This is a genomic window from Streptomyces sp. A2-16 (assembly GCF_018128905.1).
In the GTDB taxonomy this organism is placed as follows: Bacteria; Actinomycetota; Actinomycetes; order Streptomycetales; family Streptomycetaceae; genus Streptomyces.
In genome coordinates this window covers 1,188,390-1,212,423 of sequence record NZ_CP063808.1, presented here as the reverse complement: position 1 = coordinate 1,212,423, position 24,034 = coordinate 1,188,390, and the positions used below count along the sequence as shown (strand labels likewise).

General features: G+C 71.4%; 24 protein-coding genes. 16 read left to right on the top strand and 8 right to left on the bottom strand.

All coding sequences use genetic code 11. From position 1 onward, the window contains the following. Positions 1-126 precede the first annotated feature (126 nt). Complete coding sequence (locus IOD14_RS05700; protein WP_123991326.1) at positions 127-1,575, bottom strand: NAD(P)H-quinone dehydrogenase; 1,449 nt, start codon at positions 1,573-1,575, stop codon at positions 127-129. 96 nt (positions 1,576-1,671) lie between these two features. Here IOD14_RS05700 and IOD14_RS05695 point away from each other — a divergent pair, with 96 nt between their 5' ends. The 3 genes from IOD14_RS05695 to IOD14_RS05685 all read left to right on the top strand — a co-directional run bounded on the left by IOD14_RS05695 (position 1,672) and on the right by IOD14_RS05685 (position 5,104). After that, positions 1,672-2,109 carry a gamma-glutamylcyclotransferase gene (locus IOD14_RS05695; protein ID WP_123991325.1) on the top strand — a complete coding sequence of 146 codons (438 nt, stop codon included), beginning with the start codon at positions 1,672-1,674 and terminating at the stop codon, positions 2,107-2,109. A gap of 113 nt (positions 2,110-2,222) precedes the next feature. Beyond that, positions 2,223-3,047 (top strand): purine-nucleoside phosphorylase, encoded by an 825-nt coding sequence (locus IOD14_RS05690; protein WP_123991324.1) that lies wholly within the window; start codon positions 2,223-2,225, stop codon positions 3,045-3,047. Between the two features lie 425 nt (positions 3,048-3,472). After that, complete coding sequence (locus IOD14_RS05685; protein WP_212669792.1) at positions 3,473-5,104, top strand: phospho-sugar mutase; 1,632 nt, start codon at positions 3,473-3,475, stop codon at positions 5,102-5,104. 143 nt (positions 5,105-5,247) lie between these two features. Here the strand turns inward: IOD14_RS05685 and IOD14_RS05680 are convergent, their stop codons facing one another. After that, complete coding sequence (locus IOD14_RS05680) at positions 5,248-6,810, bottom strand: metallophosphoesterase family protein (protein WP_174269322.1); 1,563 nt, start codon at positions 6,808-6,810, stop codon at positions 5,248-5,250. A gap of 215 nt (positions 6,811-7,025) precedes the next feature. Between IOD14_RS05680 and IOD14_RS05675 the strand changes: the two genes are divergently transcribed. Beyond that, complete coding sequence (locus tag IOD14_RS05675) at positions 7,026-8,177, top strand: hypothetical protein (RefSeq protein WP_212669791.1); 1,152 nt, start codon at positions 7,026-7,028, stop codon at positions 8,175-8,177. A 127-nt stretch (positions 8,178-8,304) separates the two neighbouring features. On the opposite strand, the gene IOD14_RS05670 is transcribed toward IOD14_RS05675, so the two are convergent. Continuing rightward, the gene (locus IOD14_RS05670) at positions 8,305-8,964 is read right to left on the bottom strand and encodes a PH domain-containing protein (RefSeq protein WP_123991321.1); all 660 of its coding nucleotides are present in this window, start codon (positions 8,962-8,964) and stop codon (positions 8,305-8,307) included. Positions 8,965-9,074: 110 nt separating this feature from the next. On the opposite strand from IOD14_RS05670, the gene deoC reads away from it, so the two are divergent. From deoC to IOD14_RS05655, 3 genes are read left to right on the top strand one after another with little or no spacing between them, the layout of a single operon-like run. Next, positions 9,075-10,034 (top strand): deoxyribose-phosphate aldolase, encoded by a 960-nt coding sequence (deoC, locus tag IOD14_RS05665; RefSeq protein ID WP_123992843.1) that lies wholly within the window; start codon positions 9,075-9,077, stop codon positions 10,032-10,034. 5 nt (positions 10,035-10,039) lie between these two features. Beyond that, positions 10,040-11,476: an aldehyde dehydrogenase family protein gene (locus tag IOD14_RS05660; RefSeq protein ID WP_123991320.1), complete on the top strand. Its 1,437-nt coding sequence runs from the start codon at positions 10,040-10,042 to the stop codon at positions 11,474-11,476. Continuing rightward, entirely contained in the window at positions 11,469-12,371 is a 903-nt protein-coding gene (locus tag IOD14_RS05655; RefSeq protein WP_123991319.1) for an aldehyde dehydrogenase family protein, read from the top strand. Before IOD14_RS05660 ends, IOD14_RS05655 begins: the two co-directional genes overlap by 8 nt. A gap of 85 nt (positions 12,372-12,456) precedes the next feature. Here IOD14_RS05655 and IOD14_RS05650 read toward each other — a convergent pair whose 3' ends face one another. Further along, positions 12,457-12,852 carry a hypothetical protein gene (locus tag IOD14_RS05650; RefSeq protein WP_123991318.1) on the bottom strand — a complete coding sequence of 132 codons (396 nt, stop codon included), beginning with the start codon at positions 12,850-12,852 and terminating at the stop codon, positions 12,457-12,459. Positions 12,853-12,981: 129 nt separating this feature from the next. Between IOD14_RS05650 and IOD14_RS05645 the strand changes: the two genes are divergently transcribed. Further along, complete coding sequence (locus IOD14_RS05645; RefSeq protein WP_249125843.1) at positions 12,982-13,614, top strand: uridine kinase; 633 nt, start codon at positions 12,982-12,984, stop codon at positions 13,612-13,614. Positions 13,615-13,685: 71 nt separating this feature from the next. Beyond that, positions 13,686-14,009, top strand: coding sequence for a DUF6281 family protein (locus IOD14_RS05640; protein ID WP_123991316.1), 324 nt, complete (start codon positions 13,686-13,688; stop codon positions 14,007-14,009). Positions 14,010-14,156: 147 nt separating this feature from the next. On the opposite strand, the gene IOD14_RS05635 is transcribed toward IOD14_RS05640, so the two are convergent. After that, on the bottom strand, positions 14,157-14,900 hold the full coding sequence (locus IOD14_RS05635) for a SigE family RNA polymerase sigma factor (protein ID WP_123991315.1): 744 nt from the start codon (positions 14,898-14,900) through the stop codon (positions 14,157-14,159). A gap of 230 nt (positions 14,901-15,130) precedes the next feature. Between IOD14_RS05635 and afsQ1 the strand changes: the two genes are divergently transcribed. The 5 genes from afsQ1 (at position 15,131) to IOD14_RS05610 (ending at position 18,971) form a co-directional block, all read left to right on the top strand. Next, positions 15,131-15,808: a two-component system response regulator AfsQ1 gene (gene afsQ1 / locus IOD14_RS05630; RefSeq protein WP_020118753.1), complete on the top strand. Its 678-nt coding sequence runs from the start codon at positions 15,131-15,133 to the stop codon at positions 15,806-15,808. Next, on the top strand, positions 15,805-17,382 hold the full coding sequence (locus IOD14_RS05625; protein ID WP_123991314.1) for a HAMP domain-containing sensor histidine kinase: 1,578 nt from the start codon (positions 15,805-15,807) through the stop codon (positions 17,380-17,382). The genes afsQ1 and IOD14_RS05625 overlap by 4 nt, the downstream gene beginning before the upstream one ends. Beyond that, positions 17,382-18,032, top strand: a complete 651-nt coding sequence (locus IOD14_RS05620) for a hypothetical protein (protein WP_123991313.1) — start codon at positions 17,382-17,384, stop codon at positions 18,030-18,032. The genes IOD14_RS05625 and IOD14_RS05620 overlap by 1 nt, the downstream gene beginning before the upstream one ends. A 93-nt stretch (positions 18,033-18,125) precedes the next feature. After that, on the top strand, positions 18,126-18,677 hold the full coding sequence (locus IOD14_RS05615; RefSeq protein WP_212669790.1) for a VanZ family protein: 552 nt from the start codon (positions 18,126-18,128) through the stop codon (positions 18,675-18,677). 93 nt (positions 18,678-18,770) lie between these two features. After that, entirely contained in the window at positions 18,771-18,971 is a 201-nt protein-coding gene (locus IOD14_RS05610) for a PspC domain-containing protein (RefSeq protein ID WP_037718826.1), read from the top strand. A gap of 81 nt (positions 18,972-19,052) precedes the next feature. Here the strand turns inward: IOD14_RS05610 and IOD14_RS05605 are convergent, their stop codons facing one another. After that, positions 19,053-19,415, bottom strand: a complete 363-nt coding sequence (locus IOD14_RS05605; protein ID WP_123991311.1) for an ATP-binding protein — start codon at positions 19,413-19,415, stop codon at positions 19,053-19,055. 138 nt (positions 19,416-19,553) lie between these two features. Next, a complete protein-coding gene (locus tag IOD14_RS05600) occupies positions 19,554-20,717 on the bottom strand; it encodes an adenosine deaminase (RefSeq protein WP_212669789.1) in 1,164 nt (387 codons plus the stop codon). Between the two features lie 113 nt (positions 20,718-20,830). Here IOD14_RS05600 and IOD14_RS05595 point away from each other — a divergent pair, with 113 nt between their 5' ends. Next, positions 20,831-21,586: an alpha/beta hydrolase gene (locus IOD14_RS05595; protein ID WP_123991309.1), complete on the top strand. Its 756-nt coding sequence runs from the start codon at positions 20,831-20,833 to the stop codon at positions 21,584-21,586. Position 21,587: 1 nt separating this feature from the next. On the opposite strand, the gene IOD14_RS05590 is transcribed toward IOD14_RS05595, so the two are convergent. Continuing rightward, a complete protein-coding gene (locus tag IOD14_RS05590; RefSeq protein ID WP_123991308.1) occupies positions 21,588-22,538 on the bottom strand; it encodes a LysR family transcriptional regulator in 951 nt (316 codons plus the stop codon). 63 nt (positions 22,539-22,601) lie between these two features. Between IOD14_RS05590 and IOD14_RS05585 the strand changes: the two genes are divergently transcribed. Next, positions 22,602-23,870 (top strand): MFS transporter, encoded by a 1,269-nt coding sequence (locus IOD14_RS05585; RefSeq protein ID WP_212669788.1) that lies wholly within the window; start codon positions 22,602-22,604, stop codon positions 23,868-23,870. Positions 23,871-24,034 lie beyond the last annotated feature (164 nt).

Below are 24,034 nucleotides of genomic sequence, written 5' to 3'. Positions count from 1 at the left end.
TTTGCGCCGAATAGCAGAAGATGTTCGCACGGCAGGGCGCGAAGTGGTATAGGGCCTAATCTCCCCGCCTATGCCGCGCGAATGGTCGGCAACTCCCTGTGACCAGGCAGGAATCGCTTTCGGCCGTCAGGCCCCGCCGGTCTCCTTGCGCGTGTGCAACTGCCGCGCCACCTCGGCGATCGAGCCCGAAAGGGAGGGGTAAACGGTGAACGCGTTCGCGATCTGTTCGACCGTCAGATTGTTGTCGACCGCGATCGAGATGGGATGGATCAGTTCCGAGGCGCGGGGCGAGACCACGACACCGCCGACGACGATCCCGGTGCCCGGACGGCAGAAGATCTTGACGAAGCCGTCGCGGATGCCCTGCATCTTGGCGCGCGGGTTGCGCAGCAGCGGGAGCTTGACGACCCGGGCGTCGATCTTCCCGCCGTCCACGTCCGACTGCGAGTAGCCGACGGTGGCGATCTCGGGGTCGGTGAAGACGTTGGACGAGACGGTCTTCAGGTTCAGCGGGGCCACCGCGTCGCCGAGGAAGTGGTACATGGCGATGCGCCCCTGCATGGCGGCCACGGAGGCCAGCGCGAACACCCCGGTCACGTCACCGGCGGCGTACACGCCCGGAGCCGTCGTCCTGGACACCTTGTCGGTCCAGATGTGCCCGGACTCGCGCACCTTGACCCCGGCCTCCTCCAGCCCCATCCCCTCGCTGTTGGGAATGGCGCCGACGGCCATCAGGCAGTGCGAACCCGTGATGACCCGCCCGTCGGCCAGCGTGACCTCGACCCGGTCCCCGACCCGCTTGGCGGACTGGGCACGGGAGCGGGCCATGACGTTCATGCCCCGGCGGCGGAAGACGTCCTCCAGCACGGCGGCCGCGTCCGGGTCCTCCCCGGGCAGCACGCGGTCCCGGGAGGACACGAGGGTCACCTTGGACCCGAGCGCCTGGTAGGCACCGGCGAACTCGGCACCGGTGACACCGGAACCGACCACGATGAGCTCTTCGGGCAGCTCGGTGAGGTCGTAGACCTGGGTCCAGTTGAGGATGCGCTCGCCGTCGGGCTGGGCGTCGGGAAGCTCACGGGGATGCCCGCCCGTGGCGATGAGAACGGCGTCCGCGACGAGCGTCTCCTCGCTCCCGTCGGCGGCCCGCACGACGACCTTGCGCGACCCGTCGAGGGCCTGCATCCCCTCGAGACGGCCACGCCCGCGCAGCACCCGGGCCCCGGCACGCGTGACGGAGGCGGTGATGTCGTGCGACTGGGCAAGGGCCAGCCGCTTCACACGCCGGTTGACCTTGCCCAGATCCACGCCCACCACCCGGGCGGCCTGCTCCAGCGGAGGGGTGTCATCGGCCACGATGATCCCCAGCTCCTCGTAGGACGAGTCGAAGGTCGTCATGACCTCAGCCGTAGCGATAAGGGTCTTCGACGGCACGCAGTCGGTCAGCACCGACGCCCCGCCCAGACCGTCGCAGTCGACGACGGTCACCTCCGCGCCGAGCTGGGCGGCCACCAGGGCCGCCTCGTATCCGCCGGGTCCGCCACCGATGATCACGATCCGAGTCACATGCCCCATTGTCCCGCACGACTGGGGGCGCCACGGCCAGGGGGGCGCCCCGAGATGCCACTGTTACGGGAGAGACACCGGGGAAGGCTGCCGTACTCTCGACCCATGTCGCTCTACGCCGCCTACGCCGGCAACCTCGACGCGCGGCTGATGACCCGCCGCGCCCCGCACTCGCCGATGCGCGCCACGGGGTGGCTGAACGGGTGGCGGCTGACGTTCGGCGGCGAACACATGGGCTGGGAGGGTGCGCTGGCGACGATCGTCGAGGACCCCCTCTCCCAGGTCTTCGTGGCCCTCTACGACATCGCCCCCGCCGACGACGAGTCGATGGACCGCTGGGAGGGCGTGGGCCTGGACATCTACCGCCGCACCCGCATCCGCGTCCACACCCTGGAGGGCGAGGAGCAGGCCTGGACGTACGTCCTCAACGGCTACGAGGGCGGTCTCCCCTCCGCCCGCTACCTGGGCGAGGTGGCCGACGCGGCGGAATCGGCCGGCGCGCCCCACGACTACGTCATGGAACTGCGCAAGCGCCCCTGCTGAATCACACAGGCCACTCGCGTCACGCCGTTGGTTGGAAACGACAAGACAACGATCGCCATCCCGTCAGCTCTGTCATCTACGCGCGTAGGCCCGGACCGGCTACCCTCGTCCGCGTGAACGCATCTCTTCTTCCGGACGACATCCAGGGCGACCCGCACGCCGCCGCCGACGCCGCCGCCGCACGCCTGCGTGAACTGACCGGCGCCGAGACCCACGACGTCGCCCTCGTGATGGGCTCCGGCTGGGCACCGGCCGTGGACGCGCTCGGTGCCCCCGACGCCGAGTTCCAGGTCACCGAGCTGCCCGGCTTCCCGCCGCCGGCGGTGGAGGGCCACGGCGGCAAGATCCGCTCGTACCGGATCGGCGCGAAGCGTGCCCTGGTCTTCCTCGGCCGCACCCACTACTACGAGGGCCGTGGCGTGGCCGCCGTGGCCCACGGTGTGCGCACCGCGGTCGCGGCCGGCTGCAAGACGATCGTCCTCACCAACGGTTGCGGCGGCCTGCGCGAGGGCATGCGCCCCGGCCAGCCGGTCCTGATCAGCGACCACATCAACCTCACGGCGACGTCCCCGATCATCGGCGCGAACTTCGTCGACCTGACCGACCTCTACTCCCCCCGCCTGCGCGCCCTGTGCAAGGAGATCGACCCCACGCTGGAGGAGGGCGTCTACGCCCAGTTCCCCGGCCCGCACTACGAGACCCCGGCCGAGATCCGCATGGCCCGCGTCATCGGCGCGGACCTGGTGGGCATGTCGACCGTCCTCGAGGCGATCGCCGCACGCGAGGCGGGCGCCGAGATCCTCGGCATCTCCCTCGTCACCAACCTCGCCGCGGGAATGACGGGCGAGCCCCTCAACCACGAGGAGGTTCTCCAGGCCGGCCGCGACAGCGCGACCCGGATGGGCGCGCTGCTGGCGCAGGTGCTTGAGCGGATCTGAGGGAGCGCGGTAGGGGGTGCCGGGTTCGGTTGTCGGGCGGCCACAGCTGCGATGTGGCTGGTCGCGCAGTTCCCCGCGAGCAGCTGCGCTGGGCTTGGACCGGGCACCCACCAGGGTGCCGGGTTCGGTTGTCGGGCGGCCACAGCTGCGATGTGGCTGGTCGCGCAGTCCCCCGCGCCCCTGGCTTGGGACGGTGGACGCTCGTGCAGACGCGTACGGCGGGAAGGGGACGGGGTGGGGGGTGTCCGCCCGCAGCGGCCGGCGTCCGTTACCGAGCACTGCTGAAGCAACAGCTACCGCCGGACCGAGGACGGATACCCCCCACCCCGGCCCCGACCCACCACGCACCCGCACGCGCTACACACGCCCCCACCGAACCGAAACAGGCCGCCGCAGGCATCACACAACGAGAGGCTGACGCAACCGTGCAAGACGATCTCATCGCCCGGGCCAGGACCTGGCTCGCCGAGGACCCCGACCCGGACACCCGCGACGAGCTCACCAAGCTCATCGAGGCCGGAGACGTCACCGAACTGACCGCCCGCTTCAGCGGCACCCTCCAGTTCGGCACCGCCGGCCTCCGCGGCGAACTCGGCGCAGGCCCCCTGCGCATGAACCGCGCCGTCGTCATCCGAGCCGCAGCCGGCCTCGCGGCGTACCTGAAGAAGCACGGCAGCAAGAACGGCCTCGTGGTCATCGGCTACGACGCCCGCCACAAGTCGGAGGACTTCGCCCGGGACACCGCCGCCGTGATCACCGGCGCCGGCCTGAGGGCCGCGGTGCTCCCCCGCCCCCTCCCCACCCCCGTCCTCGCGTTCGCGATAAGGCACCTCGGCGCGGCGGCCGGCGTAGAGGTCACCGCCAGCCACAACCCGCCCCGCGACAACGGCTACAAGGTCTACCTCGGCGACGGCTCCCAGATCGTCCCGCCCGCCGACGCGGAGATCGCCGCGGAGATCGCCGCGATCGGGTCGCTGAACGACGTCCCCCGCCCCGACACCGGCTGGGAGACCCTCGACGACAGCGTCCTCGACGCCTACCTCGCCCGCACGGACGCCGTACTCGCGGAGAACTCGCCCCGCACCGCCCGCACGGTCTACACGGCGATGCACGGAGTCGGCAAGGACACCCTCCTCGCCGCGTTCGAACGGGCCGGCTTCCCCACCCCGGACCTCGTCGCCGAACAGGCCGACCCCGACCCCGACTTCCCGACCGTGGCCTTCCCCAACCCGGAGGAGCCCGGCGCGATGGACCTGGCCTTCGCGAAGGCCAGGGAGACGGACCCGGACCTGATCATCGCGAACGACCCGGACGCGGACCGCTGCGCGGTGGCCGTGAAGGACGACGGCGCCTGGCGCATGCTGAGGGGCGACGAGGTCGGCGCCCTCCTGGCCGCACACCTGGTGGCCCGCGGAGCGCAGGGCACGTTCGCCGAGTCGATCGTCTCCTCCTCCCTCCTCGGCAGGATCGCCGAGAAGGCGGGCCTCCCCTACGAGGAGACCCTCACCGGCTTCAAGTGGATCGCCCGGGTGGAGGGTCTGCGCTACGGCTACGAGGAGGCCCTCGGCTACTGCGTGGACCCCGAGGGCGTACGGGACAAGGACGGCATCACCGCGGCCCTCCTCATCACGGAGCTCGCCTCCGAGCTGAAGGAGCAGAACCGCACGCTCCCGGACCTCCTCGACGACCTCGCCGTGGCACACGGTCTGCACGCCACGGACCAGCTCTCGGTGCGTGTGGAGGACCTGTCGGTCATCGCCGGGGCGATGCAGCGGCTCCGCGAGCACCCGCCGACGGCACTCGCGGGCCTGCCCGTCACCCGGGCGGAGGACCTCACCCGGGGCACGGACAGGCTGCCGCCCACGGACGGCTTGCGCTACACGCTCACCGGCGCGCGGGTCATCGTCCGCCCGAGCGGCACGGAGCCGAAGCTGAAGTGCTACCTGGAGGTGGTGATCCCCGTGGCCACCCACGCGGACCTCCCGACGGCCCGCGCCGAGGCGACCGCCCTCCTGACCACCATCAAGCAGGACCTCTCGACGGCAGCCGGAATCTGAGCCGAGGGGCGGCCCCCGTCCGGACCGCCCCTCCCCTCCCCCGTCACAGCACCTCCGGCACCACCCCGGCCGGCCCACCCCCGCACCACCCCGGTCAGCCCACCCGCACCACCCCGGTCAGCCCACCCCCGGCACCACCCCGGTCAGCCCACCTTCCGCGCCACGGTGAACCGATCCACCTCCGCCCCGGTCGCCGCCAGCGCCCGCACGGTCAGCGTGGCCGTCCGCCCCACGTGCGCCGGCTTCACGTCGACGCGGATGAACGAGTAGCCGGTGTACCGCACCCGCGACCAGTCCACGTTCTCGGTGACCTTGCCGCTCGCGCCCGTGCAGTACGTCGGCACCGCACCGACCTCGTCCTCGTGCCCCTCGTAGCTGTCGGCGACGGGGAAGCTGTAGACGCTCTCGCCGCCGGCGCCCGCGGTCACGTAGACGACACCACCGCGGGACGGCTCGTGCGTGCCGCCGATGGGCAGCTCCCGCACGGCCTTGTCCCGCACCACGGGGTCCGTGCGCTCGTACACGTGGTTGTGCCCGTTGACGACGAGATCCACCTGGTGCTTCTCGTAGAGCGGCACCCACTGCTCCCGCACCCCGCCCTCCGAGGCGTGCGAGCTGGTGGTGGAGTAGGCGCAGTGGTGATGGAAGACCACGATGAAGTCGATGCCGGGCGTCTTCCGCAGCTGCCCCAGCCGTCGGTCGAGCCACGCGGTCTGCCTGCCGTCCGTGTAGCCACGGTTCGCCGGGATCTCGTAGGACACGTCGTTCGCGTCGACCGAGACGACGGCGACGTTGCCGTGGACGAAGGAGTACACACCCGGCGCCTTCTCCGGATCGAACCCGTTGCCCGGCAGCGTGAAGCGCGCCTCGTTGCCGCCGTACCCGTTGGGCGAGTACCAGGCCTCCATGTCGTGGTTGCCGAACGCGACCATCCACGGCACCCGGCTCGACGTCGGTTCGATCTGGGCGAGGAACTGGTCCCACTGCCGGGCGTCGTAGTTGCTGCTGTCGGCGGGCAGTCCGTGCCCGGTCTCCTCGGCGTAGCAGATGTCCCCGGCGTGCAGGTGGAAGGCCGGGTTCTGGGCCTGGACGAGGGCGTTGAGGCCGATGGCGGTGTAGCTGGGGTTCTGGTCGCCGAACGCGGTGAAGGCGAACGGCCGCCGGGTGTGCGGGTCGGGAGCGGTGGTGAAGGAGTAGACGGTGTGCGCGGCTCCCGGGTGGGCCGGGTCGAAGCCGTCGTGTCCCACGCCGTAGTAGTACGTCGTCCCGGGCCGCAGCTTGTCCAGCGCCGCGTGCACGTAGTACTGGTCGATGTCGGCGCTCTTGCCGACGCCGGCCGGGGTGAACAGGTCCCGCACCTCGGCGGGGACCTTGTGCCCGAGGTCCAGCGGGCTCAGTCCGATCCGCAGGAACGGCTTGCGCACCGGCAGCGGCACCTGCCAGGAGACCCGCATCTGGGTGCGCGGGTCGGCGCCGTAGGCGAGGTGGCGGCCGAACGGTGCCACGAGCGCGCCGTCGACGTGCTCGGTGGCCGGGCGGGTGACGAGGTCGGGGCTCGCCGCCCGCGCCGTACCGCCCGTGGCGAGCCCGGCCGCACCGGCGACCGCGGTCGCGGCGAGGAGTCCGCGCCGGGACAGGGACCGCCGGAGGTACTCGTGCCGCTCCGGCATGCTCAGGGTGTCCGCGAGACGGGCGGGGATGCCCATGCGCGGGGTGTTCAGGGGTGCGTTCATGGCCGGAGGCTGACAGCGGCCGGTGAATGCCGACTGGACTGGACCTCTGCGTTGACCCATGTACTGGTCCGTAGCATCCCATCGGGTGATTTAGGGATCGATGTTGACCTTGGTTGCGCCGTGCGCCCCGGCCTCCGGGCAACGGTGGACGCGAAGTGCACCCGAGCCAGTCCTGGAGGCCCGTCACCGTGTCCTCGACCGCCCTCCGGCCGACCCCGAACACGGCGGCCGGTGCCCCGAACGCCCCGCGCCGCCGCGTCCCGGCCCTCGTCCAGGCACTGCTCGCCTACGTCGGCGTACGCGCCCTGGGCCTCGTGGTGCTCTCCCTGTGGGCGCACCGGCAGCACCACGGCGTCTGGCCGATCCTGGCGACCCAGTGGGACGCGGAGTACTACCTGGCCATCGCCGACCACGGTTACGCGCGTGAGCTCGGCGCCATGGACGGCGGCAACAACCTGGTCTTCTTCCCGCTCCACCCGGTCCTGGTCAAGGCGGTCGCGGCCGTCACCCCCGGAACCCGCGCGAGCACCGCCCTGTGCCTCGCCGTCGCCGCGTCACTGGTCGCGGCCTGGGGGGTCTTCGCGGTCGGCGACCGGCTGCACGGCCGGCGCGTCGGCGTGCTGCTGACCGTTCTGTGGGCCGCCTTCCCGGTCGGGCTCGTGCAGTGGATGGGCTACACCGAGTCCCTGTTCACGGCGCTCGCGGCCTGGGCGCTGTACGCCCTGCTCGCCGACCGTCCGCTCACCGCGGCCTGTCTGGCGGTCCTGGCCGGCCTCACCCGCCCGACGGGCATCGCGGTGGCGGCGGCGGTCACGGTGACGTGCCTGTTCTCCTGGCGCCGCCCCCGCGCCCTGGCGGCCGCGTTCCTGGCCCCGCTGGGCTGGTGCGCCTACGTGGGCTGGGTGGGCCTGCGCCTGGGCCGCTGGGACGGCTACTTCGCCGTACAGCGGACGTGGCGGAACGAGCTGGACGGCGGCGTGGAGACCCTGCGGCGGTTCAGGAGCCTGCTGGCGTACGACTCGACACCCGAGCTGTTCCTGGTCCTGGTGACGGTGACGCTGCTGGCGTCGGTGCTCCTGTTCGCCCTGTCCGTGAGGGACCGCCAGCCGCTGCCCCTGCTGGTGTTCACGGGCGTGACGCTGCTGATCGTGCTGGCCAGCGGTGGTGTGTACTTCCCCCGGGCCCGCTACCTGCTCCCGGCGTTCCCGCTGCTGCTCCCGCTCGCCGTACGCCTGGCCGGGGCCGCGTCCCGCCACCGCGCGGCGGCGGTGACGGCGGCGGTACTGAGCTCGGCGTACTGGGGCGCCTACATGGCCCTCGTATGGACAGGGCCGCCGTGAGGTTCTCAGGGGCGCGGGGCCGTACCGGCATGCGGGACCGTACCGGCATGCGGCTCCGCCGCGTGGGCGCGAGAAGCCGCGGCGAACCCGCGTCCGCCCGACGGCCCTCGCGCCACCCCGTCGGGCGTCACCCGACCACCGCCAGAATCACGAGAAGCACCGCTCCCGCCACCGCGGGCCCCGCGATCTCGTAGGCCCACCGCACCGAGACCTCCCCCTGGGAGGTCTTCGCCTTCCCTCGAGCCTCCAGCAGCTCCCCCAGGTCGTCCATGATCTGGTCGGTCTCGGCCCGGGTCGGCCCCTCGGGAACCGGCGTACGGCCGCCGAAGCCGTCCGTCTGCATTCCCCCGCCGAACAGTCCGAGCCCCCGGCTCGGCCCGCGCCCGGAGGCCTGCCGGGCGGTCTGGCGCGCCGCCTTCTTGCGGCCGCGCAGGGACACCGGGATGGCCCACAGCTGGTACTTGGTGCCGGACTTGACGAGGACCTCGTTCGAGAAGCCGGAGCGGAACATCTCGACCTCGCCCCACGGCACCACGATCACGCGGAAGGGGTTGCGGATGCGCAGCCGGTCGTGGTTCGCGAAGACGGCCGGGCGGAGGGTGAAGGCGATCACCAGCGGCACGGCGAGGAGCAGCGCGGCGAGGGCCAGCCAGGGCGTGCTTCCGGTGCCGGAGACGACGGCGTCGATGCCGAGCCAGCCGATGATGACGAGGAGGAGGAAGCCGCCGATCAGCGCCATGGGTGAGCGGTAGATGCGGTCCCTGGACTCGGGGGGTGCGGTCGTCATGAGGCCGATCCTAAGCGCCGTCCGCGGTGGTGCCCGTGTGCGGGTGCCATCGGAACCGTCTCACCGGGGTGTACAGCCGCTACGCGCGTAGATATGCTCGTCTGGTGACCATGCCCACCACTGCATCAGCCGCACACCCGCTCACGGACGTGACCGCGTCCGACAGCACGCTGCGCCGGTTCCTTCACGGGCTGCCCGGCGTGGACGCGGTCGGCCTGGAGGCGCGTGCCGCCTCGCTCGGTACCCGTTCCATCAAGACGACCGCCAAGGCGTACGCCATCGACCTCGCCATCTCGATGGTCGACCTGACGACGCTCGAAGGCGCGGACACCCCGGGCAAGGTCCGGGCACTCGGCGCCAAGGCGGTCCGCCCCGACCCGACCGACCGGACGGCCCCCGCCACGGCCGCGGTCTGCGTCTATCCCGACATGGTGGCCGTCGCCAAGGAGGCCGTCGCCGGCTCCGGCGTCAAGGTCGCCTCCGTGGCCACCGCGTTCCCGGCCGGCCGCGCCGCCCTCGAGGTGAAACTGGCCGACGTGCGCGACGCCGTGGCCGCCGGCGCCGACGAGGTCGACATGGTCATCGACCGCGGAGCGTTCCTCGCGGGCAACTACATGAAGGTGTACGACGAGATCGTCGCCGTGCGCGAGGTCTGCGGCACGGCCGCCCGGCTCAAGGTCATCTTCGAGACCGGCGAGCTGTCGACGTACGACAACATCCGCCGCGCGAGCTGGCTCGGCATGCTGGCGGGCGCGGACTTCATCAAGACGTCGACCGGCAAGGTCGCGGTCAACGCCACCCCCGCGAACACCCTCCTCATGCTGGAGGCCGTGCGCGACTTCCGCGCCCAGACCGGCATTCAGGTCGGTGTGAAGCCGGCCGGCGGCATCCGCACCTCGAAGGACGCGATCAAGTTTCTCGTGCTGGTCAACGAGACCGCCGGCGAGGACTGGCTGGACAACCACTGGTTCCGTTTCGGCGCCTCCTCGCTCCTGAACGACCTGCTGATGCAGCGTCAGAAGCTGGCCACCGGCCGCTACTCCGGCCCCGACTACGTGACGGTGGACTGATCACCATGGCATCGGCATTCGATTACGCACCCGCACCCGAGTCCCGCTCGGTCGTCGACATCGCCCCCTCCTACGGGCTGTTCATCGACGGCGAGTTCGTGGAGGCCGCGGACGGCAAGGTCTTCAAGACCGTCTCCCCGTCGACCGAAGAGGTCCTGTCCGAGATCGCCCAGGCGGGCGAGGCGGACGTGGACCGCGCGGTGGCGGCGGCCCGCAGGGCCTTCGCGAAGTGGTCGGCGCTGCCCGGCTCCGAGCGCGCCAAGTACCTGTTCCGCATCGCCCGGATCATCCAGGAGCGCAGCCGCGAGCTCGCCGTCCTGGAGACCCTGGACAACGGCAAGCCCATCAAGGAGACCCGCGACGCCGACCTTCCCCTGGTCGCCGCGCACTTCTTCTACTACGCGGGCTGGGCCGACAAGCTGGAGCACGCCGGGTTCGGCTCCGCGCCGAAGCCCCTCGGTGTGGCCGGCCAGGTCATCCCGTGGAACTTCCCGCTCCTGATGCTGGCGTGGAAGATCGCCCCGGCGCTCGCCACCGGCAACACGGTGGTGCTGAAGCCCGCCGAGACGACCCCCCTGTCCGCCCTGTTCTTCGCGGACGTCTGCCGCCAGGCGGGCCTGCCCAAGGGTGTCGTCAACATCCTTCCGGGCTACGGCGACACGGGCGCCGCGCTCGTCGCGCACCCGGACGTCAACAAGGTGGCCTTCACCGGCTCGACGGCCGTCGGCAAGGAGATCGCGCGGACGGTGGCGGGGACGCGGAAGAAGCTCACCCTCGAACTGGGCGGCAAGGGCGCCAACATCGTCTTCGACGACGCCCCGATCGACCAGGCCGTCGAGGGGATCGTCAACGGCATCTTCTTCAACCAGGGCCAGGTGTGCTGCGCGGGCTCCCGCCTTCTCGTCCAGGAGTCGATCCAGGACGAGCTGCTGGACTCCCTCAAGCGGCGCCTGTCCACCCTCCGTCTCGGCGACCCGCTCGACAAGAACACCGACATCGGCGCGATCAACTCCGCCGAACAGCTCTCGCGGATCACCTCGCTCGTCGAAAAGGGCACGGCCGAGGGCGCCGAGCCCTGGTCCCCGGAGTGCGAACTGCCGTCCTCCGGCTACTGGTTCGCCCCGACGCTCTTCACGAACGTCACCCAGGCGCACACCATCGCGCGGGACGAGATCTTCGGCCCGGTGCTGTCGGTCCTGACCTTCCGCACGCCCGACGAGGCGGTCGCCAAGGCGAACAACACGCAGTACGGCCTGTCGGCGGGCGTCTGGAGCGAGAAGGGTTCGCGGATCCTGGCGGTGGCGGGCAAGCTCCGGGCCGGGGTCGTCTGGTCCAACACGTTCAACAAGTTCGACCCGACCTCGCCGTTCGGCGGCTACAAGGAGTCGGGCTTCGGCCGCGAGGGCGGCCGCCACGGCCTGGAGGCGTACCTCGATGTCTGAGAAGTCCGAGCAGCAGCGACTGTCCGTCCTCAAGACCTACAAGCTGTACGTCGGGGGCAAGTTCCCCCGCTCCGAAAGCGGCCGGGTGTACGAAGTGAGCGACTCGAAGGGCAAGTGGCTGGCCAACGCGCCGCAGTCCAGCCGCAAGGACGCCCGTGACGCGGTCGTCGCCGCGCGCAAGGCGGTCGGCGGCTGGGCGGGCGCGACGGCGTACAACCGCGGCCAGGTCCTCTACCGCGTGGCGGAGATGCTGGAGGGCCGCAGGGCGCAGTTCGTCCACGAGGTGGCCGACGCCGAGGGCCTGTCCAAGTCGAGGGCGGCCGAGCAGGTCGAGGCGACGATCGACCGCTGGGTCTGGTACGCGGGCTGGACCGACAAGATCGCCCAGGTGGTCGGGGGCGGCAACCCGGTCGCGGGCCCGTACTTCAACCTGTCCTCGCCGGAACCGACGGGTGTGGTCGTGGTCCTGGCCCCGCAGGAGTCGTCGTTCCTGGGCCTGGTCTCGGTGGTGGCCCCGGTGATCGCGACGGGCAACACCGCTGTGGTGGTGGCCTCGGAGCGGTCCCCGCTCCCCGCCCTCTCCCTGGGCGAGGTCCTGGCCACCTCCGACGTCCCCGGAGGCGTGGTCAACGTCCTCTCGGGCCGTACGGCGGAGATCGCCACCCCGCTGGCGTCCCACCAGGACGTCAACGCGATCGACCTGGCGGGCGCGGACGAGGTCCTCGCGAAGGAACTGGAGATCGCGGCGGCGGACAACCTGAAGCGGGTCCTGCGTCCACAGCCTGTGGACGACTGGGCGGCGACACCCGGCATCGACCGCATGACGGCGTTCCTGGAGACGAAGACGGTCTGGCACCCGACGGGGTCGCTGGGGGCGTCCGGCTCCTCGTACTGACACCGGGTCCCGGCACCACGGAGCCGCGCCTCCCCTCCGTCCGGGGAAGGCGCGGCTCTGTGCCGAAGCGGCCTGCGCACCGGGGTCAGTTGTTCAGCAGCCCCGCGACCTGCCCCACCACCGGCATGCTCCCGATCGACTGCGCCTGCGCGACCGGCCCGGTCAGCGCCTGCGAGGTCAGCGGCTGGAAATCCGCCAGCTGGGTCCCCACTCCGTTGTCCAGCGGGTCCACGCCCGTGCCCGCGAGCGGGTTGGGCTTGAGGCCGGCGACCGGGCCGGTGACATAGCCGACGGTGCCGGTGAGGGACTGGAGCCCGGCCTGGGGGTTGACGGAGCCGAGCGAGGTGGGCCGGGTGCGCATCACGTCGACCACCGGCTCGGTGTCCGCGGCGGCCACCCCGGCGCCTGCGCCGAGGGCGACACCCGCGGTCGCGAGGGCGGTGAGGGTGCGCTGGGCGGTCGGGTGCGTGTGTCGGGCCATCGTTTCTGCCACCTTTTCCGTGCACTGGGTAATCGTGTCGACACGAAGGGTAGTTGAGGTGTGACGCACGCTTCAAAGCCAACCCGCGGGGTCGATGAACAGCAGGTGAATGCCCCACACTGGTGTCCCGTGAGTTCCCAACCGCCCATACCGACGCGAGTCGTGCTGCTCTGCGGCCCCTCCGGCTCCGGCAAGTCCCTCCTCTCGGCCCGTTCCGGTCTTCCGGTCCTCAGGCTCGACGACTTCTACAAGGAGGCCGACGACCCGACGCTGCCGCTGGTGGCGGGGAGCTCCGACATCGACTGGGACCACCCCGCGTCGTGGGACGCGGACACCGCGGTGACGGCGATCGTGGAGCTGTGCCGCACGGGCCGTACGAAGATCCCCGTGTACGACATCTCGCTGAGCGCCCGCACCGGCGAGGAGGCCGTCGAGATGGACGGGACCCCGCTGTTCATCGCGGAGGGCATCTTCGCCGCCGAGATCGTCACCCGCTGCCGGGAGCTCGGGGTGCTGGCCGACGCGCTGTGCCTGAGCCGGGGGCCGGTGCGCACCTTCCGCCGCCGGTTCCTGCGGGATCTGCGCGAGGGCCGCAAGTCGGTACCGTTCCTGCTGCGCCGCGGCTGGCGGCTGATGCGTCTGGAGCGCTCGATCATCGCCCGCCAGACCGCGCTGGGCGCCCACCGCTGCGACAAGGACGAGGCTCTGGTCCGTCTCGCCTCGGCGGCGGGGCCCCGGCCGGCGGCGACTCCGGCGGTCTGAGCGGCCCGGTCGAACGACTTCGGCGCCTTCTCCGTCGTAGGACCGGAAAACGGTCCCCGGAAAGGAAGCCGATGACAACTGCCCTGCGGTTCCTCGCGGTCGCGCTGCTCGCGGCCGTCGCCGGCTGCACGTCGGACGGCGACGCCGCGTCCTCGTGCGCGGGCTCGGTGCTCTACGAGAACCGCGAGTACCTACCGGCCCCGGAGGTCGGCTTCACCGTGGGCGAGCGATTGGGCACCGCCGAGATCCCGGAGTGCGACGACACCCCGAGCGACCCCGGGGTCGCCGTCCCCGAGGGCACGACCGGGGCGTACGCGGTCCAGGGGCGGGAGCCCGCCGAGGCCATCGCCGTCGGTGACACCCCGGCCGGGGCGAAGCTCATGAAGGTCGGCTGACCGCGCACACGAAAGCGGGACCGGACGGACCCCCCGGCCCTCCGGTCCCGCTCTCGTGCTTCCCCCGTGATCCCCGTTGATCCCCCCACGGGTACCGGCCCCCCAGCCGGTACCCCTGGTCCCCCGTTCCTTGCTGTCCCCCCACCCTCAGGCGACGAGCTCCCCGAAGGCGTTCTCCTCGTCACGGCCGAAGCTGAGGACCTCGTCCTCGCGCAGGCGGCGCAGGGACCGCCAGATGCTGGACTTCACCGTGCCGACACTGATGTCGAGGATCTCCGCGATCTCCGGGTCGGTGCGGCCCTCGTAGTACCTGAGGACCAGCATCGTGCGCTGGAGTTCGGGCAGCCGGGCGAGCGCCTGCCACAGGACCGCGCGCAGCTCCGTGCCGCGCATCGCGTCCGTGTCGCCGGGCGTCTCCGGCAGCTCCTCGGTCGGGTATTCGTTCAGCTTGCGGCGGCGCCACGCGCTGATGTGCAGGTTCGTCATGGTGCGGCGGAGGTAGCCCCCGACCGCGGCCTTGTCACTGATCCGGTCCCACGCCTTGTACGTCGAGAACAGCGCGCTCTGCAGCAGGTCCTCGGCCTCGAAGCGGTCACCGGTCAGGTGGTAGGCGGTGGCGTACAGGGAGGCGCGGCGCTCCTGGACGTAGGCGGTGAACTCCGCCTCCGACAGCGAACGACGCTCCCCCGTGTCCTCCCTGTACGACGATCCCCCGTGCGATTCCCCCGTGAAGGTGTCAACCACCGACATGTACGCGGTGTGCTGACGCCCGGTGCCGCGAGCGCACCCCCGCCCGCTCACGGCACCGGACTTGTCTGAACCCCGGCCCCCGTTCACGTCGTGGAGACGCGTGATCACTGCGCTAGTGCTGGTGCTGTGCAGCGTGTTCATCTCGCGCCCCCCGTCGTGGACTTCCGGTGTTCGGTCTGCCCGGGCGATGCCGCCTTGCCCGTGCCAAAAAGATTGCCCTCGCACCTTCATGGCCGTGTCCGCCGACTGTCACAGACCTGTCACAGGGGCTGGTCCCAGGAATTGCACAGCGGACCCACGGACGGGTGCCGTACGGACTCCCATGTCCCCACAGGTCGAACCGCACCCCCTCCATGGGCCAGAATGAGCCCGTGCCTTCCCTGTTGCTGATCGAGGACGACGACGCCATCCGTACGGCCCTGGAGCTGAGCCTCACGCGCCAGGGTCACCGGGTTGCCACCGCTGCCACCGGCGAGGACGGCCTCAAACTGCTGCGTGAGCAGCGGCCGGACCTGATCGTGCTGGACGTGATGCTGCCCGGTATCGACGGGTTCGAGGTGTGCCGGCGCATCCGGCGCACGGACCAGCTGCCGATCATCCTGCTGACCGCGCGCAACGACGACATCGACGTGGTGGTCGGGCTGGAGTCCGGCGCCGACGACTATGTGGTCAAGCCGATCCAGGGGCGGGTCCTGGACGCCCGGATCCGGGCCGTGCTGCGGCGCGGTGAACGCGAGTCGACCGACGCGGCGAGCTTCGGCTCCCTGGTCATCGACCGCGCGGCCATGACCGTGACGAAGAACGGCGAGGACCTCCAGCTCACCCCGACCGAGCTCAGGCTGCTCCTGGAGCTGAGCCGGCGGCCCGGCCAGGCGCTGTCCCGCCAGCAGTTGCTGCGGCTCGTGTGGGAGCACGACTACCTCGGCGACTCGCGTCTGGTGGACGCCTGTGTGCAGCGGCTGCGCGCCAAGGTCGAGGACGTGCCGTCGTCCCCGACGCTGATCCGTACCGTGCGGGGTGTGGGCTACCGGCTGGACACGCCTCAGTGACCGAAGCGCAAGGGGGGTTCCGCGACTGGTTCGCGGCTCGCAAGAGTGTGTGGTCACGGCTGCGTTTCACCAGTCTGCGGCTGCGTCTCGTCGTCGTCTTCGGCCTGGTGGCGCTGACCGCCGCCGTGTCCGCGTCCGGGATCGCCTACTGGCTCAACCGCGAGGCGGTGCTCACCCGCGCCCAGGACGCGGTCCTGCGGGACTTCCAGCAGGAGATGCAGAACCGCGCGGGCGCCCTGCCCGAGGACCCCACGCAGGACGAACTCCAGCTGGCGGCGGGACAGATGGCGGGCAGCAGCCAGCGCTTCAGCGTGCTGCTCGTGTCGTCCGACGCCGACGGGAAGACGGTGTACGGCAACTCGGGCGCCCTGGACGGCTTCACCCTCCAGGACGTGCCGGTCTCGCTGCGCGAGGCGGTGAACGAGAAGCAGTCCGTCAACTCCGCCAACAAGTACGCCTACCACCTGTACTGGCAGCGGACCGTGAACCACGACACCCCGTACCTGGTCGCCGGGACGCGGGTGATCGGCGGCGGCCCGACCGGGTACATGCTCAAGTCCCTGGAGCCGGAGGCCAAGGACCTCAACTCCCTGGCCTGGTCGCTGGGCATCGCCACCGGGCTGGCCCTGATCGGCTCCGCGCTGCTCGCGCAGGCCGCCGCGACGACCGTACTGAAACCGGTGCACCGGCTGGGCGTCGCCGCCCGGCGGCTCGGCGAGGGCAGGCTCGACACCCGGCTGCGAGTCTCCGGCACCGATGAACTCGCCGATCTCTCGCGGACGTTCAACTACGCGGCCGAGGCGCTGGAGAAGCGGGTCGAGGACATGTCGGCACGCGACGACGCCTCCCGGCGGTTCGTGGCGGACATGAGCCACGAGCTGCGCACTCCGCTCACCGCGATCACCGCCGTGACGGAGATCCTGGAGGAGGAGCTGGAGGCCGAGTCCGGCTCGATGGACCCGATGATCGAGCCGGCCGTGCGGCTGGTGGTCAGCGAGACCCGCAGACTGAACGACCTGGTCGAGAACCTGATGGAGGTCACCCGCTTCGACGCGGGTACGGCCCGGCTGGTCCTCGACGACGTCGACGTGGCCGACCAGATCACCGCGTGCATCGACGCGCGCGCGTGGCTGGACGCGGTGGACCTGGACGCGGAGCGCGGCATCCACTCCCGTCTGGACCCGCGCCGTCTGGACGTCATCCTGGCCAACCTGATCGGCAACGCCCTCAAGCACGGCGGCTCCCCCGTGCGGGTGTCGGTGCGCGCGGCGGACGACGAGGTCGTCATCCGGGTCCGCGACCACGGCCCCGGCATCCCCGAGGACGTGCTTCCCCATGTCTTCGACCGCTTCTACAAGGCCAGTGCCTCCCGCCCCCGCTCCGAGGGCAGCGGCCTCGGCCTCTCGATCGCCCTGGAGAACGCCCACATCCACGGCGGCGAGATCACCGCGGAGAACTCCCCCGAGGGCGGTGCCGTCTTCACGCTGCGGATTCCCCGGGACGCCTCGGAGCTGGCGGAACAGCTCATGGAGGCCAAGAAGGACGGCGACGGGGCGAAGAAGGGGGAGGCGTGATGGCGACGCGGGGACGGACACGGAGGGCGGGCACACCCCGTGCCGGGCTCACCGCACGGCGACTGCTGGCGCTCCCTCTGCTCGCTCTGCTGGTCGCCGGGTGCGGGATCCGGCCCACCGAGGTGCCCACCGACTTCGGCCCGGCGCCCTCACGGGTGCGGTGCTCGCTGTCCGAGCCGAACGCGGCCGCGCAGGCCTCGCACGGGCTGGCCGTGCAGGTGTTCCTGCTGTGCGGGGCGTCGCTGGTGGCCGTGGACCGCGCGCTGCGGGTGCAGGACGGCACGGCCGACTCTGAGCGGCGGGTGCTGGTCGCACAGGGACTCCTGGACCAGCTCGCCGAGACGCCGTCGGCGGCCGAGCGGGAGGCCGGGTACCAGACGTATGTGCGCGGCGGCATGACCGTCGGCGGACCGCGCCCCAAGGATCCCGAGGACACCCTGCGGCTGAGCACCCCGCCCACCGAGCTCTCCGCCTACGCCCTCGCCCAGGTCGTGTGCACCTTCTCCGACTCGGCCGCGGCCGAGGGCGACGGCTCCGTCGTCCTGGGCGGCCCCACGACCGCTCCCCTGCGCCGCTACGACTGCACGGACGAGGTCCGCTCCCAGCCGGGCAGCCACCAGCCGCCGTCGACCGAGGTGACGGGCGGCTGACGCGGGGCCGACCGCCACGTGTGGCGCAGACCTCACCCAGGTACCTCGGGGTCTTCCGGAACCGATCGTGCCGAGCGCGGCGTCTTGGGGATCGTGCAGCGTCAAGGCTTCGTCGGCGGCAATGCCGCCCTTCGCGTCCGTGTGGCAGGAGGTGCCCTCCTGGTCGCACACCTCGCGTTCGTCGCCTGGTTCACGCTGCGGCCGCTGGACGTGCCGTGGGTCGTCCCGGCCAACCTGCACCCCTTCGCCGGGATCCGCGCCGACCTCGCCCTCGGCGGGCGGGAGGCGGCCCGCCGGATCGGCGAGGGATTCGTTCTGCTGGCTCCGCTCGGCTTCCTGCTCCCGCTGGTGCACGGCCGCCTGTGGGCGTCCCCCCTCGGTTCCCTGATCCGCACCTGCGCCGCGGGCGCGCTGATCTCCCTGGGCATAGAGCTGCTCCAGACCGGCGTCCCCGGTCAGGTCGTCGACATCGACTCCCTGTTCCTGAACACCGCGGGCGTGGCTCTCGCGCACCTCGCGCTGGTGCCGGCGGTGCGCCACTCGCTCCGCCGCAGGACCGAGCACCGGCGGCGCACCGCCGTCCGCCAGGAGGAGCCGGCTCAGGGTAGGACCCCGACGATTCCCAGGGTCGGGATCGCACCGTAGAGCGACGCTTTGTGCTGTTCGTCTCCGTAGCGTTGGAAACAGCTGGAGAGGGTCACTCGGACCACTCCGACCGACGCTCACGAAGGAGCCGCAATGTCCCGCCTTGCCCGCCCCACCAACGGCCGCATGATCGGCGGAGTGTGTGCCGCGCTGGCACGGCGCTTCGGCACCTCCGCGACCACCATGCGCGTGATCTTCCTGGTGTCCTGTCTGCTGCCGGGCCCGCAGTTCCTGCTCTACATCGCGCTGTGGATCCTGTTCCCCTCGGAGGAGAAGGCGCAGGCCGCCTGGTAACACCCGTGCGCACGTACGCCGGTGGGGCGCACCCCGAGACCACGGGGTGCGCCCCACCGGCGCGTGCGAGGAGCGTCGGGCCTAGCCGAGCGGAAGGCCGTTCAGGCCGGTGCCGCTGCCGCCGCCGGGCAGGACCTTGCCGACCGGCAGACCGCCGAGGAGACCGGCGACGGGCGCGGTCGGGCCGTCGGCGAGCACCTTCTGGGCGGCGGGCTGGGCGGCCGCGAGGCCCGCACCGAGCGCCGGCTGGGCCTGCGCCAGCGCCTCACCGGCACCCGGCAGCGCCTTGGTGACGTTCTCGGTGGGGAGCCCCTGGGAGACGGAGCCGAGCGCCTGAGAGGCGTCCGGGACCGCCGGAGCGGCGTTCGCGGCACCCGCGCCGGCGGCGGCGAAGGCGGCACCGAGGGCGGCGACACCGAGGGTCTTGGCAGCAGACTGCTTCATGAAATGCGTCCTCGAAATGGTGTTACGGGGATGTGAGCGGTCCACGACCGTAAACATGGGAACCCGCCCGCCGCAAACATCGAAATGCGGACGGATTGTGAACACCCGCCCGCATTCCGTACCCGAGAATTCCCTCGGTCAGCTCTCCTCGGCCACAGAACCGCTGGTGGAGGCGGTCTGCTGGAACAGCCATTCGGACTTCAGCTCGGCATATCCGGGCTTGATGACGTCATTGATCATCGCGAGTCGTTCATCGAAAGGAATGAACGCTGATTTCATCGCATTGACGGAGAACCACTGCATGTCGTCGAGCGAATAACCGAACGCGTCGACAAGGTGCTCGAATTCCCGGCTCATGCTGGTGCCGGACATCAGCCGGTTGTCGGTGTTCACGGTGGCCCGGAAGTGCAGGCGCCGCAGCAGCCCGATCGGGTGCTCGGCGTACGAGGACGCGGCCCCGGTCTGGAGATTGGAGCTGGGGCACAGCTCCAGCGGGATCCGCTTGTCGCGGACGTAGGAGGCGAGCCGGCCGAGCTTGACCGTGCCGTCCTCGTGGACCTGGATGTCGTCGATGATGCGCACGCCGTGCCCGAGACGGTCGGCGCCGCACCACTGCAGGGCCTGCCAGATGGACGGCAGCCCGAAGGCCTCGCCGGCGTGGATGGTGAAGTGGTTGTTCTCGCGCTTCAGGTACTCGAAGGCGTCGAGGTGCCGGGTGGGCGGGTAACCGGCCTCGGCGCCCGCGATGTCGAAGCCGACGACCCCCAGGTCGCGGTAGCGGTTGGCGAGTTCGGCGATCTCCAGGGCGCGGGCCGCGTGCCGCATGGCGGTGAGCAGGGCGCCGACGCGGATGCGGTGGCCGTTCGCCCTGGCCCTGCGCTCACCTTCCCGGAAGCCCTCGTTGACGGCCTCGACGACCTCTTCGAGGGTCAGGCCCTTGTCGAGATGCTGCTCGGGGGCGTACCGCACCTCGGCGTAGACGACGCCGTCCTCGGCGAGGTCCTCGGCGCACTCGGCGGCCACCCGCGTCAGCGCCTCCCGGGTCTGCATGACGCCGACGGTGTGCGAGAAGGTCTCCAAGTACCGTTCCAGCGAACCGGAGTCGGCGGCTTCGCGGAACCAGACGCCCAGCCGGTCCGCGTCGCTCTCGGGGAGAGCGGCGTACCCGGTCTCCCGGGCGAGGTCGACGATCGTGCCGGGGCGCAGCCCGCCGTCGAGGTGATCGTGCAGCAGAACCTTGGGTGCCCGGCGGATCTGGTCCGAGCTCGGGGCGTTCCCCATCCGGTCAGTCTGGCTCGTCATCCTGGCACTGTAACTCCTACGCGCGTAGAGCGCCCGTTGTACGAATCCGCCGATACGTAACGGTGACCGCCCCGCCCCGTGTCGTACACCCGCGCTTCTGACACTGTTCTGTCATGGCACAGCAAGCGACGCCGGTTCGCAGCGCCCGACTGGGCAGGACACTCGGCCCGGAGCCGGCGGCGGTGAGCGGGGTGGTGCTGCTCCTTCCGGGCGGCGACGAGAACTCTCTGCGCAGACCCGCCTCGATGCGACTCCCCTCCGCCATCCGGGCGTTGGGACGGCGGCTGGCACGCGCGGGGCACTCCGAAGGGCTCGCGGCCCACCTGGTGCACTACCGCTATCGCGGGTGGAACGGCAGCGAGGCGCATCTCGCGCACGATGCCACCTGGGCAGCCGACGAGGTCGTACGGCGTTACGGCGACGTCCCGGTGTCCCTGGTCGGCGTCGACATGGGCGCGCGGGCCGCACTGCGGGCGGGCGGGCACGAGGCCGTCAACTCCGTGGTGGCGGTGGCTCCTTGGCTGCCCGAGGAGGATGTGGCGGCCACCCCCGAACCGGTGAAGCAGCTCGTGGGGCGGCGGGTGCTGTTCGTGCACGGGACCAACGACCAGCAGACGGACCCCGAGTTGTCGTTCCGGCTCGCGTCCCGGGCGAAGAAGGCGAACCGGGAGGTGTGCCGGTTCGAGGTGCACTCCGACGGACACGGGCTGCATCAGTACCGGGCCGAAGTGCAGGCGCTGACCGAGGACTTCGTGATGGGTGCGCTGTTCGGGCGGGCCTTGTCGCGGCCGGTTCAGGACGCCCTCGCCGCCCCGCCGCCGTTGGGGTTGCGGATGCCGCTGGCCTCAGGGTTCGGGCGTCGGCGGTAGGTCAGGGCAGCAGGTTGCCCCTTCTCGACAGCAGGAACTTCTTGAAGGCGGCCACCGGGGGCGTGTCCGGGTGACCGTCCAGCCAGGCGACCCCGATCTCCCGTACCGCTCGTGGCGCGGTGACCGTCAGCTCCGCCACCCCTGGGCGGGGGAAGGCCGGCGGAGGGAGCAGCGCGACCCCGAGCCCGGCCGCCACCAGGCCCCTCAGGGTCTCCGCCTCCTCCCCCTCGAAGGCGATCCTCGGCTTGAAGCCGGCCTCCTGACAGAGGTCGTCGGTGATGCGACGGAGGCCGTAGCCGGGTTCCAGGGTGACGAAGTGCTCCTCGGCGGCCTCGGCGAGGCGCACCCGCCTGCGCGCCGCGAGGGGGTGGTCGGTGGGGACCACGAGCCGCAGCTTCTGTTCGTCGAGGCGACGGGCGACGAGGTCGGGGGCGTCCGGGACCGGCGAGGTCAGGCACAGGTCCAGCTCGCCCGCGCGCAGGCGCTCGATCATCGCCTCGCCGTAGTTCTGGACCAGGCTGAAGCGGACGCGCGGGTGGTCGGCGCGGAAGGCCCGGATGAGGCCGGGGACCGTCTCCGAGCCCATGGTGTGCAGAAAGCCGAAGGCGACCTTGCCGGTGGCCGGGTCGGCGTCGGCGCGGACCTCGTCGGCGGCCCGCTGGATCTCGGCGAGGGCACGTTCGACGGAGGCGAGGAAGGTGCGGCCTGCGGGGGTCAGGGAGACCGTGCGGCCGATGCGGGCGAACAGGTCGACGCCGAGGTCGTGTTCGAGGCGGACCATGGCCCGGGAGAGCGTCGACTGGGGGACGTCCAGCTCCTGGGCGGCACGGGTGACGTGCTCGGTGCGGGCGACCCCCGCGAACTGGGCGAGCCGCGGGGCCAGCAACATCACCATGTCTTCTGTGTCACTGGACGGTGACGACCGCGGCTGTGACCTCTGCTGATGCTCCATGGGAACGATTATGGCGAATCCATGCATTGGACGGATCAGTGAGGTCGCCCGTAGCTTCGAAGCATGCCTGCCAGTACCGAGGCGTCCACCCGCGTGGGCGCCGTACCCCCCGCCTCTGCCTCCGTCGACTCCCGTCTGACCCCGGGCGGACCCGGCTACCGCCGGATGAGCTTCGCCCTCTTCCTCGCCGGTGTCGCGACCTTCGCGCTGCTGTACTCGACGCAGGCCCTCCTCCCGCTGATCTCGGGCGAGTTCGGGGTCGCGGCGAGCGAGGCGAGCTGGACGGTGGCGGCGGCGACCGGCGGTCTGGCGCTGTTCGTGCTGCCGATGAGCGCCCTCTCCGAGCGCTTCGGACGCCGTACGGTCATGACGGCCTCGCTGGCGGTCGCGGTGACGGTCGGGATCCTGGTCCCCTTCGCGCCCTCGCTGCCCGCGCTGGTCGTGCTGCGGGCGGTGCAGGGTGCGGCGCTGGCGGGACTGCCGGCCTCCGCGACGGCGTATCTCGCCGAGGAGGTCCGCCCGAAGGCGCTGGTCACGGCGATCGGACTGTTCGTCGCCGGCAACAGCGTGGGCGGGATGAGCGGCCGGGTCATCACCGGCTGGGTCGCTCAGGAGTGGGGCTGGCGGGTGGCCGTCGGGGTCATCGGGGCGCTCGCGGTGGCCTGTGCGGTGGCGTTCCGCCTGCTGCTCCCGGCGCCGAAGCACTTCGTGGCGGGTTCGCTGAAGCCGCGGGTGCTGCTGGGCACGGTCCGCGCACACCTCGGCGATCCGCTGCTGCGCCGCCTGTACGCCATCGGCGCGCTGTTCATGACGGTGTTCGGCGGCGTGTACACGGTGATCGGCTATCGCCTGACGGAGGCCCCGTTCGGGTTGCCGCAGGGCATCATCGGCTCGATCTTCCTGGTCTACCTGGTGGGCACGGTGTCCGCGTCGACGGCGGGCCGGCTGGTGGGCCGACTGGGCCGCAGGGGCGCGCTGTACGCGGCGGGCGGTACGACGGCGGCGGGTCTGCTGCTCTCCCTGGCCGGCTCGTTGTGGCTGGTCCTCCTCGGCCTGGTCCTGATCACCGGCGGGTTCTTCGCGGGGCACGCGGTGGCGTCCTCGGCGGTCAGCAAGACGGCCACCCACGGCCGCGCCCAGGCCTCGGCCCTCTACCAGTCCGCCTACTACATCGGCTCCAGCGCGGGCAGCACGGTCGGCGCGCTCGCCTTCCACGCGGGCGGCTGGGCCGGAACGGTAGGGGTCGGACTGCTGGCGGTGCTCGGCGTCGTGTCGATCACCGTCCTCGGAACACGTGCGGCCCGGACCCAGCAGCGGCTCGCGACGGCCTGAGCCGCACGTTCGGCTTCCCCCTGGTCGAGGTCGGTCGACCAGGGGGACGCTTTTTTGCCCCGCCGCCGGCAAGAACCCTCTGACCTGCACGTTCATCCACTCGGCACGCCATTGTCAGACCCCTGCGGTAGCTTCCAAGTACTGGGCGCAAAGGCGCGACGCAG

Coding starts and splice junctions, on each gene's coding strand:
- IOD14_RS05695 (WP_123991325.1), top strand. CDS start 1,672: ATGTCGCTCTACGCCGCCTACGCCGGCAACCTCGACGCGCGGCTGATG.
- IOD14_RS05650 (WP_123991318.1), bottom strand. CDS start 12,852: ATGGCCCGACACACGCACCCGACCGCCCAGCGCACCCTCACCGCCCTC.
- IOD14_RS05670 (WP_123991321.1), bottom strand. CDS start 8,964: ATGACGACCGCACCCCCCGAGTCCAGGGACCGCATCTACCGCTCACCC.
- IOD14_RS05595 (WP_123991309.1), top strand. CDS start 20,831: ATGGCACAGCAAGCGACGCCGGTTCGCAGCGCCCGACTGGGCAGGACA.
- deoC (WP_123992843.1), top strand. CDS start 9,075: ATGCCCACCACTGCATCAGCCGCACACCCGCTCACGGACGTGACCGCG.
- IOD14_RS05605 (WP_123991311.1), bottom strand. CDS start 19,415: ATGAAGCAGTCTGCTGCCAAGACCCTCGGTGTCGCCGCCCTCGGTGCC.
- IOD14_RS05585 (WP_212669788.1), top strand. CDS start 22,602: ATGCCTGCCAGTACCGAGGCGTCCACCCGCGTGGGCGCCGTACCCCCC.
- IOD14_RS05600 (WP_212669789.1), bottom strand. CDS start 20,717: ATGACGAGCCAGACTGACCGGATGGGGAACGCCCCGAGCTCGGACCAG.
- IOD14_RS05610 (WP_037718826.1), top strand. CDS start 18,771: ATGTCCCGCCTTGCCCGCCCCACCAACGGCCGCATGATCGGCGGAGTG.
- IOD14_RS05620 (WP_123991313.1), top strand. CDS start 17,382: ATGGCGACGCGGGGACGGACACGGAGGGCGGGCACACCCCGTGCCGGG.
- IOD14_RS05635 (WP_123991315.1), bottom strand. CDS start 14,900: ATGAACACGCTGCACAGCACCAGCACTAGCGCAGTGATCACGCGTCTC.
- IOD14_RS05660 (WP_123991320.1), top strand. CDS start 10,040: ATGGCATCGGCATTCGATTACGCACCCGCACCCGAGTCCCGCTCGGTC.
- IOD14_RS05680 (WP_174269322.1), bottom strand. CDS start 6,810: ATGGGCATCCCCGCCCGTCTCGCGGACACCCTGAGCATGCCGGAGCGG.
- IOD14_RS05700 (WP_123991326.1), bottom strand. CDS start 1,575: ATGGGGCATGTGACTCGGATCGTGATCATCGGTGGCGGACCCGGCGGA.
- IOD14_RS05590 (WP_123991308.1), bottom strand. CDS start 22,538: ATGGAGCATCAGCAGAGGTCACAGCCGCGGTCGTCACCGTCCAGTGAC.
- IOD14_RS05640 (WP_123991316.1), top strand. CDS start 13,686: ATGACAACTGCCCTGCGGTTCCTCGCGGTCGCGCTGCTCGCGGCCGTC.
- IOD14_RS05655 (WP_123991319.1), top strand. CDS start 11,469: ATGTCTGAGAAGTCCGAGCAGCAGCGACTGTCCGTCCTCAAGACCTAC.